Source organism: Mycobacterium seoulense (genome assembly GCF_010731595.1).
GTDB lineage: Bacteria > Actinomycetota > Actinomycetes > Mycobacteriales > Mycobacteriaceae > Mycobacterium > Mycobacterium seoulense.
This window is the reverse complement of the sequence record NZ_AP022582.1, coordinates 4,152,170-4,165,746: the sequence shown is the minus strand read 5'-3', so window position 1 is coordinate 4,165,746 and position 13,577 is coordinate 4,152,170. Positions and strand designations below refer to the sequence as shown.

13 protein-coding genes are annotated in these 13,577 nt (G+C 67.8%); 2 read left to right on the top strand and 11 right to left on the bottom strand.

The window, feature by feature from the left end:
- Nucleotides 1-2: 2 nt before the first annotated feature.
- From eccA to espM, 8 genes are all read right to left on the bottom strand, one after another.
- Complete coding sequence (gene eccA, locus G6N37_RS19305) at nucleotides 3-1,724, bottom strand: type VII secretion AAA-ATPase EccA (RefSeq protein ID WP_163682863.1); 1,722 nt, start codon at nucleotides 1,722-1,724, stop codon at nucleotides 3-5.
- Nucleotides 1,721-2,320, bottom strand: coding sequence for a hypothetical protein (locus G6N37_RS19300; RefSeq protein ID WP_163682861.1), 600 nt, complete (start codon nucleotides 2,318-2,320; stop codon nucleotides 1,721-1,723). The genes eccA and G6N37_RS19300 overlap by 4 nt, the downstream gene beginning before the upstream one ends.
- Before the next feature lie 37 nt (nucleotides 2,321-2,357).
- Nucleotides 2,358-3,194, bottom strand: a complete 837-nt coding sequence (locus G6N37_RS19295) for an ESX secretion-associated protein EspG (RefSeq protein ID WP_163682859.1) — start codon at nucleotides 3,192-3,194, stop codon at nucleotides 2,358-2,360.
- Nucleotides 3,195-3,196: 2 nt separating this feature from the next.
- A complete protein-coding gene (locus G6N37_RS19290; protein ID WP_163682857.1) occupies nucleotides 3,197-3,511 on the bottom strand; it encodes a type VII secretion target in 315 nt (104 codons plus the stop codon).
- Between the two features lie 73 nt (nucleotides 3,512-3,584).
- The gene (locus tag G6N37_RS19285) at nucleotides 3,585-4,877 is read right to left on the bottom strand and encodes an EspA/EspE family type VII secretion system effector (protein ID WP_163682855.1); all 1,293 of its coding nucleotides are present in this window, start codon (nucleotides 4,875-4,877) and stop codon (nucleotides 3,585-3,587) included.
- 804 nt (nucleotides 4,878-5,681) lie between these two features.
- Nucleotides 5,682-5,996 carry an ESX-1 secretion-associated protein gene (locus G6N37_RS19280; RefSeq protein WP_163682853.1) on the bottom strand — a complete coding sequence of 105 codons (315 nt, stop codon included), beginning with the start codon at nucleotides 5,994-5,996 and terminating at the stop codon, nucleotides 5,682-5,684.
- Between the two features lie 74 nt (nucleotides 5,997-6,070).
- Nucleotides 6,071-7,459 carry an EspA/EspE family type VII secretion system effector gene (locus tag G6N37_RS19275; RefSeq protein ID WP_163682851.1) on the bottom strand — a complete coding sequence of 463 codons (1,389 nt, stop codon included), beginning with the start codon at nucleotides 7,457-7,459 and terminating at the stop codon, nucleotides 6,071-6,073.
- Nucleotides 7,460-7,605: 146 nt separating this feature from the next.
- A complete protein-coding gene (gene espM / locus G6N37_RS19270; RefSeq protein ID WP_163682849.1) occupies nucleotides 7,606-8,706 on the bottom strand; it encodes an ESX-1 type VII secretion system transcriptional regulator EspM in 1,101 nt (366 codons plus the stop codon).
- 505 nt (nucleotides 8,707-9,211) lie between these two features.
- Here espM and G6N37_RS19265 point away from each other — a divergent pair.
- Nucleotides 9,212-9,493, top strand: coding sequence for a WhiB family transcriptional regulator (locus tag G6N37_RS19265; RefSeq protein ID WP_163682847.1), 282 nt, complete (start codon nucleotides 9,212-9,214; stop codon nucleotides 9,491-9,493).
- Nucleotides 9,494-9,588: 95 nt separating this feature from the next.
- On the opposite strand, the gene G6N37_RS19260 is transcribed toward G6N37_RS19265, so the two are convergent.
- Nucleotides 9,589-10,029: a nitroreductase family deazaflavin-dependent oxidoreductase gene (locus tag G6N37_RS19260; protein ID WP_163682845.1), complete on the bottom strand. Its 441-nt coding sequence runs from the start codon at nucleotides 10,027-10,029 to the stop codon at nucleotides 9,589-9,591.
- Nucleotides 10,030-10,044: 15 nt separating this feature from the next.
- The gene (locus tag G6N37_RS19255; protein WP_163682843.1) at nucleotides 10,045-10,887 is read right to left on the bottom strand and encodes an NAD(P)H-binding protein; all 843 of its coding nucleotides are present in this window, start codon (nucleotides 10,885-10,887) and stop codon (nucleotides 10,045-10,047) included.
- A gap of 109 nt (nucleotides 10,888-10,996) precedes the next feature.
- Between G6N37_RS19255 and sigI the strand changes: the two genes are divergently transcribed.
- The gene (gene sigI / locus G6N37_RS19250) at nucleotides 10,997-11,875 is read left to right on the top strand and encodes an RNA polymerase sigma factor SigI (protein ID WP_163682841.1); all 879 of its coding nucleotides are present in this window, start codon (nucleotides 10,997-10,999) and stop codon (nucleotides 11,873-11,875) included.
- Here sigI and G6N37_RS19245 read toward each other — a convergent pair.
- Nucleotides 11,872-13,092 carry a MinD/ParA family ATP-binding protein gene (locus G6N37_RS19245; protein WP_174813852.1) on the bottom strand — a complete coding sequence of 407 codons (1,221 nt, stop codon included), beginning with the start codon at nucleotides 13,090-13,092 and terminating at the stop codon, nucleotides 11,872-11,874. The two genes, sigI and G6N37_RS19245, sit on opposite strands and share 4 nt — an antisense overlap.
- Between the last annotated feature and the right edge of the window lie 485 nt (nucleotides 13,093-13,577).

Here is a 13,577-nt window from a genome sequence, read left to right as displayed (position 1 = left end):
CGTCACTCGATGATGTTGAGTCGTCCGTGTACCGCGGCGATCGCCTCGGTCATGTCCTCGCCGTTGATCTCGCGCAGGCGGTCCTCGTCGAGCGATTCGAAGTCGGCGGAGCGGGTCAGCCGGATGTCGCGGTACTGCTCGCCGGCCTCCACCAATTGGCGCGCGTAGCGGCCGTTACCGGCGATGTCGAGCGCGGGTTTGCCGCGCACCGTCTGCTGGCTCAGCAGCTTCGCCGCCTGCAGCAGATTGTCGGCCGCCTCCGGGCTCATCGACGAGTCATTCGCGGCGGCGATCACTTTCGCGATCTCCAGGATCTCCTCGGGTGAGTAGGAGTCGAATTCGATCCGGGTGGCGAAGCGGGATCGCAGCCCCTCGTTGGTCTCCAGCAGCCGGTCGATGTCGGAGCTGTACCCCGCGATGATGACTACCAGCCGGTCCCGATCGTTTTCCATTCGCGCCAGCAGCGTGTCCAGCGCCTCCTGGCCGAACGGGTCGGTCCGTCCGTCCCGTTCTTGCACCAGCGCGTACGCCTCGTCGATGAACAAGACACCACCCATCGCGCGATCGATGGTCTTGGTGGTCTTGACGGCGGACTGGCCTTCGTATTCGGCGACGAAATCCTTGCGCGCGGTCTCGACGAGTTTCGGTTCGGGGATCACGCCCAGGCCGGCGAGGATGTTGGCCACGACCCTGGCGATGGTCGTCTTGCCGGTGCCCGGCGGCCCGGTGAAGATCATGTGCTTGCTGGGTTGCGCGACCTTCATGCCGCGCGCCGCACGCACCCGAGCCATCTGGGTGGCGGCGCGGTATCGCTCGACCTGTTCTTTGACCCGGGTGAGTCCGATCTGCCGCTCCAGCTCGGCTTCCGCCTCCGCGAGCAATCTGTCGCGGCCCGAGGTGTCGGCGACGACGGTGTTCGCGTCCCACGGGTCGGTGCGGGCGGAGATCTGTTCGGCGCTGGTGGTCGTCAGGCGGTACGACGGGTCCTTCAGCGCGGCAGTCACTTTGGGTTCGGGATGGGTGGTTTGCAGCCATTCCAGCAGTGCCACCGCCGCTTCTTCGTTCCCCTGGCTGCGGCGCGTCATCGCCAGATACCAGGCAATGGCCCGTGCGCACGCTTCACCGGCCGGCGACGCGTTCGCCTCGGTGAGCCGGCGTTCGGCCTCGGTGAACAGACCGAGGTTGGCCGCGGCGACCCCGTGCGCGACCCCGGCAGCGGCGGACAGGAACTCGTCGGGCCACCTCCCGGCGCCCCTGACTTCGTCGATGACCTCGGTCCAGCGCCCAGCCTCGCCGTAAATCACGGCCTTGACCCACGACAGGAGGTGCTCGGCACCGGCGGCCGGAGTGTTCTCGACGGCCTCCATCGCGTCGGCGTAATTCCCTTGCGCCGCCTCACTTACGGCGAAGCCCATGGTGATCGCCAGGGGCGAGTTGGCGGGGTAGGTGATGTCGCCGTAGGGGCCGCCGATCGGGAGCCGCGCCCCGACGGCGTTCATCGAAAGCTGGGCGGCCCCGGCAAGCTGGCCGAAATGGGTTCGCGAGTACCAAGCCCGAAACAACGTGACCCGTTCGGTGTCTCCGCAGCGGATGCGGCCGATCCATGCGTCGCAGGCGGATTCGTCGTAGTTGGTGATCTCGGTGAACAGATCCAGCGCCCGTGCCTCCGACACGGGCAGCATGCCGACCGCGCTTTCGAACAGGCCGGCCAGATGTTCTGTCATTTATCGGTCGAGTATCGGGTGGCGAACACTTCCGCCTGCGCCGCGGCGGCCTGCTCCGGCGTCGTCAAACCGATGCCGTTCTCCATGAAGTCGCGTACGACGTCGTTGCCGTCAATTCCCATCTCCCGCATGGTTTCCGACAGGGAATCGTCTCCCAACAGATAGCTGTGCTGGGCGGCCAGGCCCTTCTGCCTGGCCAGGTCCGCGATGACGAGAATCTCCTCGGCGAGCTCGGTCTCGCTCATGCTCGTCACCTTCGGGGACAGCTCGACGCGCTGCGTCCTTCCGTCCATCAGCGCCGACACCGACACCGTCTCGGGGGGATTGGTCACCGTGAACTCTTGGGGGGTTTCCTCGTCGCCCTCGCCGGCCTCCTGGGTGGCTTCGGTCTGCGACTCGATCGCGGCGAGGTCGGTGTCCAGATCCTCGGGTTCGCTCGGCGCGTAGTCGTGCAACGCATCGACGGCCGACTCCTCGTCATCCTCTGCGGGGGCCGAGAAGTCCAGCGCGTCTGACTGTTCGAGGGTGTCGGCACCGGATCCGGTGGCGGAGAAATCCAGGGCGGCCAGATCGTCGCGGTCGTCGTACTGCGGCATGGTTCCTTCTTTCTGAACTATCGGTCGGGGCTAGGGGTCAGCCCCCGGCGGAGGCTTCGACGCGGTCGAACCACGCGCCCGCCGGGAGGAACTCCACGAGGCCGTCCAGCGCGCGCTGCAGGTTTTCTTGGGTGCCGGACAGGAAGCTGCCGTAGAGCTCGCCACCGACGCGGCGGGGGAGCGATACCAGCCTGCCGTGCGCCGAGTCGAGGACACCGGCGGCGACCTCGGTATGCGTGGACGTTCCTCCCGGGTGGCGCTGGCTGGCGATGATCTCCACCCAACTACTTGGATCGCTGATGATTTCGGCGTAGACGCGGGCCGATACCGGCGAGGCGCCGTGCTGGACCAGTTGGCCGGCGGTCGTGCATCCGGCCAGCTCGGCCGCGACACCGGTGAGCGGCTCGACGTTGGCGGGCGTGGCCGGGCCGAGCACGGTCGTCACCATGCCGGCCAGCCCTACTTGCGGGGCCACCAATTGCAGCACCACCAGGTCGCCGTCACGCACGGCGATGACGTGGCGTTCACCCTTGCGGCACACCGCAAAACGCACCATGGCGCCGCCGAGATCGCGCCGCCACCAACGGCACTCGAGGCTGCGGTCGGGCCTGCTGATCGTGTCGACCATCGCTGCCACTGCCGGGTGGGGTTGGCCCCGGTGGTCCAGCACCCCCTGCGCGGTGAGGTCGCGCTGCACCTGATCCCAGACGAGATCCCGCAATTCCTCTTGAGGGATGTTCGGACGGATCCCGAGCGCCGTCGGGAAGTCGACCAGGTGCAGCCGGTCGGCGATCACCAGCATGCCGTCGACGGTCACCTCCACCCCGACGACATCGTCGAGGCCCGCAAGGCCGGGAGTGAGGGGACCGGACATGGTCAGCTATCGCGCATCTGCTTGTTGAGGTTGTCGCTCAACTCTTCGTCGACGCCGCCGTACGTTTGCTTGGCGACGCGCAACTTCGCGGCCAGATCCGACGCGTGCTGCCCGATGTTCTGGCCCGCGCCGCGGCGCTGCTTCTCGGCGGTGACGAACGCGCCGTTGGACGCTCCGCTGATCACGCCGTGCGTTACCCACACCGCGGTCTCGGTGTTGCTCGCGGCCGACGCCGCTTCGGCGGCCTTGGTGGCGGCTTGCCCCTGTTTTGTCGCCAATTTCTCGAGATAGTTTTCGTCGACGTTCAACGTTGCCATGGGAATCTCCTCAACGGATATTTCTACTCGCTGTTGCCTTGACTCGTATCGGTTTTTGCCGCACTGGCCAGGGCTAAAAGACGCGCTGCGGCCCGCCCGGCGCATGCGCAGCTTGGTCACCGACCGCAGCGCCGTCGACCGGTGCGCGCTCGGCGCCGGCCGTGCCCGACCCCGCCCCGTCGCCGTTACCCGCCGAGGTGGCCCCCGCCGGGGCGGGCTCCTCGGTGGCAGTCTCGACGGGCGGCGTTGCCCCCTGGCGCTGTTGACCCGTGGAGGCGAGTTGTTGGACCTGCCCCATCATCTGGTTGACGAAGTTCATCGGCTGAGAGATTTGCCCGGACATCTGCGCCAGCTGCCCGGACGCCTGAGCGACCTGGCTCAGGGTGGGCGCTGTCGCCGCCGGTGTCGCGGCCGCCGCGGCGGTTTCGACGGGTGTCGCGCCGTCGCTCTTGAGCGCACCGAGGACGCCGCGTTCCTCCGGTGAATCGCCGGTCGTCGGCGCCAGCCTGGCCAAGGAGGCGACCGTGGGCGCGGCGGTGAAGGCCGACATGCTGGCGGAGATGGCCTTGAAGTCGCCCGCCGTGGTCTCCTCGGCCCCCTTCACCTCAATCCGAGCGAACGAGCTGGTGGGGATCGCCTTCTCGGCGACCACGCCGTACTCCAGGGCGACCGCGTGGATCTGGCTCGACAGCGACATCGAGTTGGACAGCGTGAACATCTCGAACGCCAAGACGGTGGCGCATGCCGCGAAGGCGGCAATGATCTGCCACGCCGCGGAGATTTCGTGGCCGACGACCGGGATGAGGTAGAGCGCCAGGGCAATGCCCTGGGCGATGACGAGGCCCAGCAGCGTCATCGCGATGCAGTTGTGCGCCTTGGCGACCTCGGAGCCTTGGTCGGCCATGAGGGTCTGCATCTTCTTGTCCAGATCCTGCATCGTCTGCACGAGTGCCTGCAGTGCCGCGGTCGCGTCGGCGTACGCCTTTGCCGCGTCCCCGCTCCAGTCCCGGGGGTCGGGGGCGGCTTCGTTCAGGTAGAGGTAGACGGTCTCGTATTTGTCAGCGCCGCTGGTGAATGAGGCACCCTTGTCGGGGGTCCAGAACCCATTGAGAAGGTCGACGGCCGAGATCGCCACCATCGCGACGTCGATGATCGCGGTCGGTGTCGGCAGTGTCTTGGTGCCCTGGGTTTTCAGCGCGTCCGCGAGGACCTTGATCTGGTTCCTGCCGTACCACATCGCTTTTCCGGCGAGCGCGCCCAAGTTCGCTCCCAGGCCCAGCCAGTCCCCCGAATATGCGGCACCCCCACCGGCCTGTAGCCGGGTGAAGCAGTAGGCCAGATCGTGAATACCTGCAAGACGACTCACGGCGGTGTATCCCTTCACGCTCGCTGATTGATGTTGTACTCATGTTGAGGAAGGTAGGCTGAGCCTAACGCGTTCAGGCGACCTGTCGCTGCACGAATTTTCCCGGGGCGCAAAGGATTCGGCCAACGGCCGGTGAATTACACGGGGAGATTAACGGACGGTGGACGCCGGGAAAACACCCGGCATCCGACGGGGCCGTGTCGTCACCGCCAGTTCATCCGACGGACCGATTCCGCGCCGGATCAGCGACGACGTTCATCGGGCTCCGGAGCCGAGCTTCTGCCCGCCCCCTTCCTTCCACCGCTGGTGCCAGCGCTCAACCGCGGACGACCTTTCCGGGAACCGACGTGCCCAGCACCAACCGGGTGTGGTATCCCGCGACCCGGGCGGCCAAACCGAATATGCGGTTAACGATCGATGTATTGCTATGTCGCGGTGGGACTTCGGCGGGGAGGCTCCGTTAAGGGACGCGCGTATGCCGGCCCGAACCCTCGTCAGTGACAGCCGCCAGCTCGACAGGTGCGCGTTCAACGCCCTCCGCGCCGGGCGCCGCCCCGGCGGCTTGGTCCTCGGCGGGTGCGTCCGGTTCGGCAGCCTGGCTCTGCTGGCCCGTCTGCGCGACCTGATGTGCTTGCCCCATCGTCTGGTTGACCCTCAACTTAGCACCGACGGGTGCTGCGGTCGCGCGGAATGTACTGTGGGAGTTTCTTATTCCGAACTGACGAGCACACATCGCACTGCCCCGCCCGATTATGCGACCGACCGTCTGGCGCGGCTCCGAAGCGGAGTCGGCCGCAAGTGTGATCAAGAATCAAGCACTTGCTTGTCGATGTTCTTACCCGCCTGCTCGTCCGCGCTCGCGTAGACCCTCTTGGCCGTGCGCAGCTTGTCGGCGAGTTCTGTGGACGCCTTACTCATGGCGTCTCCCGTGCTCTTCCGGGCATCTGCGGCCTTGGTGAAGGCGAGGTTTGAGTACCAGCTGACCACGCCGTGAGTCACCCAGACGTCGACCTCGAGACCAGAGGCCGCCGAGGCCGCGGTCCCGGCTTGCGTCGAGGCTTGGTCCTGCGTTGTGGCCAGTTGCTCTAGGTGTACTGGTGTGACGGTTACATCGGCCATGAGTTCTCCTTAATGCCTAGTTCGTTGTCTCGTTTTAGGTTTGCTCACAACGGCTTTCGTTATGCCCCGCGGCGTCAGATGACTCGCTCGACGGGGGTTGGCGGCTGCATCGGTTCGGCGCCGGCCACGGCGGCCTCGACCGGTGCACGTTCGGCACCCGCCGCACCGGCCCCCGCCCCGGCGCCCTCCACGTCACCCACGAGCGCGGCCTCGTCGGTCGCGGTCTCTTCGGCGGGCGCCGCGGCGCCCTGGCCCTGCTGGGCCATTTGGACCATCTGCTGCAGCTGACCCATCGCCTGGTTGACCAGCTGCGCGGGCTGCGACAGTTGGCTCGAGACCTTCGCGGCTTGACCCGACATCGCGGACAGCTGGGCCACGGTGGGCATCGTGGTCGCGGGCGGGGGCGGCGTGGTCTTATCGGGCGTCGTTTTATCCTGTGCCTGGCCCACGTCGTCGCCGGGGAATTCACTCGCGCTCATTTGCGCGGCTAGGGGCGCGCGTTCGTCCTCCGAACCATTGGCGGCTCCGGGCGCCGACGTGAGGGTCGACGGGGTGGACAAAGCGGACATCCCGGACATGCTGTTGGAGATGGCGTCGAAGCTCGAAACCGTGGTTGCTTCGGACCTCGCCACCTTGGCCTTTGCGTCCGAACCTGTCTGCACGGTGCCCGCGGCCAGCTCCGTGTACCGACTGGCCAGCGCCTCTGCTTTCTTCCCATTGTCCACCGAGAAATAGGTCAGGGTGCCGAGGAATCCTGTGGCCACACCGAGCCCGAGTGTGGCCACCGCAATGGCGAAGGCTTTAGCGGCGGCGGGGCCGGTCGGGGCGGGCACCGCAACAGTCATGACCAATTCAATGATCAGAGCGGCTAGAAGTATGTCCTTCAATATCCCGAAGCCCAAGCGCGCGTGAGTGACCCATTCGGCCTGATCATTCACCAGGGATGCCAACTGGACGTCCAGCGAGGCCATTGTTTGCGCCATGTTGTCCAGCGCCGCATCCAGCTCGGCATAGGCTTCCGACCCCGAACCCTCCCAGCGGTCGTCCGGAAGGGCGGACTTCAGCTGCTGGGAGAGTGCGGTGAATTGCTGAGCGCCGACATTGAGCTCGTCGCCTTCGGTTGGTTCACCGAACCCGATCGTCAGCTCCATCATCTCGACGATGGTGAGGGTGATGGAGATGATGCTGAGCCCTTGTTGAAATTTCTTCATGCCCGAGGCGCCGCCCATGCGGTTTCCCGCGACATATTTTTGAGCCTGGGTCATGTTGGCGAAGTGATTTCTCACCCCCCGCTGCACGCCGACCATCACGAGGGACCCCAAATCGGCGCCTCCGCTGGTGCCCATTCCCGCAATATATTCAGCGCTCATTCCGGAGGTGCCGCTGACGCCGAGGCCGGCGGCTTGCTGACCTAGCCCGGTCAAGGAGCCGATGATCCTGGCGGCTTGTACAAATACAGACATCTGGGGTCCTCCGTATGAAGCGATATTGCGCGTTGTGCCGGCGCATTGCGTTTTTACCGCCCGTTAAGCGTAACGCCGCCATGGCAGGGTCCGTGCACGAATTTTCGGGATAGCCAACGGCTTCCACCCGAGGGGTTTGAGCGAGCTCAGTGGATGTGGCCGATGAGCGTTTCTATCGCGTCGGCGACCGCGGCGGGCACCGCTTCGTCGGCCTCTGCGCGCACGATCATTTCTTCGGTGACCCCGGCCGCTTCGGCGGTTTCCGCGGGGGAGAGGTTCGCCCTGCGCCTCGCCGCATACAGGCGTTGCGCCAGCGGGGCACCCGGGGCGGTGGCGCCGAGCGTCATCAGTTGGTCGTAGTGCCGGCGAACCGTGCCCAAGGCTCGGATCAGCTCGGGGGTGATCCGGCTGATGCGGGTCGCCCGCACGGCGATCGCCTCGAGCTGGCGCAGGTCGGCGAGGATCGGCGTCGCCCGCTCGGTGAACTCGGGGTCGTCGGCCGGCGGTAAGGCCCCGATGGCAAGGACGCAGCCGTCCACGGCGGCGACGATCGCCTGCGCGATCAGCGATGCCGGGGCATCGGACTGAGTGGTCTGGGTCGGCGCCTTGGCGGCCTCGGCCGCCCCGTCGCGGGTGATCGCTTCGCCGGCGTCCTGCTGCCCGCGGCGGATCCGCGCGATGGTCCCCTCGGGCCATTGCAGAACCTGTTCGAGCTTGGCCTGGGTTCGCTCGCGCGGCCAACTGCGCCCCTTTTCGAAAGCGATGAGCGCGCCCGCATTGATGATCCCGTCGGCCGCCAGGCTGCGTTGGCTGATTCCCAGCTCACGCCGGCGCGCGGCGGCGGCCGCGCCGGCACGCGCCATCCCCGGATCCGGTTTGCCCGCGCCGGGCCTCTGCGCGCCGGGGCGTCCAGCGGCAGTCGAGGGTTTGACGACTTCAAACGTCAGGAGCTCGCCGGTGGCGGGATCTCCGAGCCGGACTGTTGTCTTGTCCGTCACGGTCACCGAACTCGTCCGTTGTCCGTCGACGAACATCCCGTTCGGACCCGTGTCGATGATCCGCCATGAACCGTCGACGGCCTCGGCCTGAAAGTGCTCCGCAGCGATCGGGAGATCTTCGATCCGCACGTCGGCCTGCGCGTCGCGGCCGATCGTTACCACACCCTGCCCCGGCGGGATCGCATGTGAGGTGTCACCGCTGTGCACGACCAGTAGCGCGTGCTCGGCAGTCGATTCGGCGCGTGGCATCGGCGGTGATTCCTCGATGGAGGGTGGCGTGGCGGGCCTTCCGCCTTCGTAAGTCTAACCGTCGCACCGCCATGATTTCCATCGCGCACCGCTATGTTTTGAAGCGCGGGCCGAGCTCCGTGCCGTGTTAATGCGACGGCTATTCGCCCGCCCGGCCCTTTTGGGCGGACTGCGGCCGTCTGTACCGTGGCGCTCGGTGCGCCGCAACGCTACGGTTCCACGCGACGATCCGCCCGCCTTCCGGACGCGTTTCGGGCCGCGGCCCGCCCCAACGCTACGGTTACGTAACCGTCTGCCGAGCGGGGAATCCTGGGCGCGGCAACGGTAAACGCCCAGCTCAGCGCAATTTACCCCGGCGGGGCGCTCCATCGCGCCGAAGCCACAGCTGCGCATCACGGGGCGGTACCGTGGCGGTATCGACATAAAACTGTTGCGATGCAGCAGTTAGTGCGATACCGTTGCGTGACATACGAGCACAACGCAATGCTTTGGAGGAGCGAGCGTCATGACCGCAACACCTTTGTTCAACATCCCCCTCGGCGCCTGCACGCAGGACCCCGACCGGTGGACGATTGCTCCCGACGCCGAGGCCATCGCCGCGTGCCGGGCGTGCCCCCGTCGCTGGATGTGCGCGCGCGACGCCGTCGAGTCGCCCGGCGCGGAAGGCTTGTGGGCCGGAGTGGTGATCCCCGAAGGTGGCCGCCCGCGCGCATTCGCGTTGCGCCAGTTGCGATCCCTGGCCGAGCGCAACGGCTACCCCGTGCGCGAGACCGCGAAGTCGGCCTAGCCCGGCCCATGGCCGCCGATTGTGGACCGGCGGCGGGCGGCGGTGGCCGAAACCGCTGCGGCGCTTTCTCTTTCAGGCGCCCGAGCAGGCGGCCGTTACGCCGGCTCGAAGCGGAAGACGGCCAGCCGCCCCGCCAGTGCTTCGAATTCGTCAGCCGTTCCATCCCGCACCAGCCCCGATCGTTTCGCGAACGACACTCCGACGGGGACTTTGGCGGGGAATTCCCGCAGCACCGGCCGGGCTTCGCCGGCGGAGAGCTCGACGATCCGGACTTCCCGTGACCGCCGGCCGCGGCTGAGCGTGCCGGCACCCGCCGCGCGGGCATTCGCCGCCCAGTCCGCACCCGGATAGCCCGCGACGACATAGAGGCCGCCCTCGAATTCGAACGGCGTCATCGGGGTGCTGCGGAGCCGGCCCGACTTGCGGCCGCGCACCGTCAACACCATCGCGGGGCCGGTGGGAATCCCGAGCCGCTGGACCGCCATCATCACCCTGTTCATGGGTTTGAGGTAGCGCGGCGGACGTAGTTCGGGCATCTCAAACCTCCTTGGCTACTGCGCGCGGGCGAAAACGCCGCGGTGCTCGGCAACCCACTGGGCGAACGGGAGCGCCGGCCGCCCGAGGATCTTCTCCACGTCGTGGGTGACCAGCGCGGGGGTGTCGAGCGTCGCGCCGAGCATGCCGATGTAGGCGTCGGCGAAGTCCGCGCTGAAGCCCAGGCCGATAAAACGTTGACGCACCGCGTCGCTCGGGATTTCGCGATACTGCAGCGGTCGACCCAGCGCGGTGCCGATGAGCCCGACCAGCTCCGAGTTGGTGAACGCCTGCGGACCGGTCAGCGGGATGCGCTGCCCGACAAGCTCATCGGTGAGCAGCGCCCGCGCCGCCACCTCCGCAATGTCGGCTTCCACGATCGGCGCGGTCGAAGCCGAGGCGTACGGCCCGAAAACCACGTCGGCCACGCGGATCTGCGGTGACCACATGCCGGCGAAGTTGGTCGCGAAGACCGTCGGCCGCAGGCTCACCCAGGCCAGCCCGGAGTCGACGGCGAGCTGTTCGACCTCCTTGTTGCGGTCCCCGCGGAAGCGGGATGGTTGGCGGGAGAAGTCGTCGTCGGCGTTGATCGCCGAGAGGGCCACCAGCTTGGTGACCCCGGCGCGCACGCACTGGGCAACCACGGGTTCCAGGTCGTCACCCAGGGCCCGCGAGTTGAGGAACACCGCCGAAGCGCCGGGCAGGGCCTCGGCCGCCGAGCCGACCAGTTCCACGCGCGGGGGAAGCCCCGCCGTTTCCGGCGCGCGGGTCACCGCCCGCACCGATACTCCAGCGGCGGCGAGCGCTTCGACGAGAGGGCGCCCGACGTTTCCGGTCGCCCCGGTTACCACGATGGTCATGGCATGGCTCCTTTCGGGAATTTCTGTGTGCTCCAAGGACGGGGCGAAAGGTGAGAAAGTTACACCGGACAGCCCGTAACTTTTTGCCCCAGCAGATCGTCGAAGAGTCATGAACGAGTCGCAGTCAGCGGGCGACCAGGTCGCCGAGGCCTGGCGTCAGCACCGCCCGTATCTGGTCAACCTTGCCTACCAAATGCTCGGGGATGTCGGTGACGCCGAAGACGTTGTGCAGGAAGTCTTCCTGCGGTTCTCGCGAGCCGACGTCAGCGAGATCGAGGAGGTCCGAGGCTGGCTGACGGTGGTGGCAAGTCGGCTCTGCCTCGACCAGGTGCGCTCGGCCCGCGCCCGCTACGAACGCCCGGGTGAGGTCCAAGATCTGCCCGCGCCCCAGCGCTCCGACCCGGCGGACCGCGTCACCCTCGACGACGAGATCCGTACCGCGCTGCTCGAAGTCTTGCGCAGGCTCAGCCCCGCGGAACGGGTCGCCTTCGTGCTGCACGACGTCTTCGGCGTCCCATTCGACTCGATCTCCGAAACCGTGGGGCGCCCCGTCGGCACCTGCCGTCAGCTGGCGCGGCGTGCGCGCGCTAAATTCCTTGCTGCGCAACCTAAAACCAACTCGGTGGCGTCTGCCGAGCATCAGCTCGTCACCGACAAATTCATCACCGCGTGCGCCAACGGTGACATCACGGCGTTAGCCGCCGTGCTGGACCCGACGGTGTGGGGCGTGGGCACGATCCTCGCCGACCCCGCGCCGCCGCCGCAGATCAACCACGGGCCACAGGCGGTGGCGACCAACCTGCTGCGCTACCTGTGGCCGGGCGTGACACTGGTCGTCGGCCCCGCCGGGGGGCCGGCCCTGTTGGCGTTCAGCGGCCGCCGGCTTTTCGCGGTCATCGTGCTCACCATCCGCGGGTCCCGCGTGGTCAAGATCGAGGCCATCGCCGACCCGTCGGCGCGGGCGGGCCAGGTGGCCGAGAAGGCCTAGCCCGTCCGCCGATCCTCGGCCGCGAAGTATCCGGCGATCGTCGCCGTGACCTCGAGGAATTTCCGGCGCGTCGCGGAGGCCATTTCGTGGCTCACATCGATGACGCCGCCCGGCCGCAGGTGCGGGTCGAACGGCACTTCGATCACCGGCCGGCCGTGATCGATGAACTCGCGGGCCAGCAACGCCCGCGTGCGCTTGTCGGCGTGGCCGTCGGAATCGTTGAGCACGACGACGCTGTTCTGCAGCAGCGATGTAAAGCCCTGATCGGCCAGCCACTCCAGGGTCCTGGCGGCCGCATTCGCCCCGTCCGCCCACGGGGAGGAGACCACGATCAGCGCGTCCAAATCGCGCAGCGCCTCCTGGGTGACCGGGGCGTCCATCGTCGAGCCGCAGTCGATGACCGAGATCGCGAAATGCCGGTCGAGGCGCAGCGCGGCCTCCCGGTAGATCGCCGGGTCGAGCACCCGGCGCGGGCCGGACGCGGGCTCGCCGCCGAGCACGTGCAGCCCGGCGGAGTTACGGCCCACCCGGGCAACCACATCACTGAAGGACTGCAGGTTCTTGTCCGCGGTCAGTTCCCAGAACGACCCCGAGGCGCCCGGGTCGATTCGGCTGCTGAGCCGGCCGAAGGCGGTATCGGCGTCGATGGCCACGACATGGTCTTGCCTTCGGAGTTCGGCGAACAGCGATCCGACGCTGGCGGCCACCGACGTTTTCCCTACGCCACCCTTGCCCAGGACGCCGACCTTGTAGTTGCCGACAAGGCGGGTCCGGATGGCCGCCTCGAACTGGGCTTCCCGCTGTTGTGCGGGCGACGGGCCCAGCTTGACGAGGCCAAAGGTCATGCGCCGCAGCATGCGCCGCCAGCCGCGGTCGGGCATGACGTCCAAGCCCGTCGTGGCCGGTGGCGCCGCCGCAAGGGTGGCCGGTGGCGCCGCGGCGGCCGCCGAGACCTCCTGCGGGGTCGACATCGCGGGCGGGCGCGGGAAAGCCGGCGGCGGCGCCGGCTGGGACGGTGCGGGTGGGCGCTGCTGCGGTGCGGGTGGGCGCTGCGGAGGCGCCGGGGGCGGGAAAGCCGACGGGGGCCGCGGTGCGGCGCGCTGGCCGACCGGATGCGGCGGAGGCGGCGCACTCATGGCCGCGGGCCCGGGTGGGGGCGGCGGCGCGCCGCCCGGGGGCCGCAGACGGTCCCGCAGGAATTCGTCGCGCTCGTTCATGGGCTCCTCGGGTGCCAGGCGGTCGATCGTCGGTTATGTGGTTGGTCCGGGGCCAGTGATTAGCGCCACGGCCCTACAACCGGCGCCGGATGGGGACCAGTACCGGTCCAGTATCTCCTCCGCGCCCCGCGTTGCTACCGTGCAAACTTAGCAGCGCTTACTGCAGCGCGCCCCCGGGCGGCTCGAGCTGCCCGCTGAGCACGATCGAGCGACCCGACGCGCAGGCCACGGATGCGGCCTCAGGCGGTGTCAGCAAACATGTGGCGGGCCCGGATCCGGCGCACCGGGCCGCCGGCCGCGGCACGACTGTGACGCAGACGGCAGCCCCAGAACGGCACGTCGGCCGGGTTGTCGCCCGTCGGCCGCCGCGAAATTTACGGTGCTGCCGGGTGGCGGTTAGACTTGACCAAGTTGGCATGTCAGGCGGGTATTGTCATATCGTTTTACGACTTGTCGAGACCGGTTTCCAGGCCACCGTTCAGAGC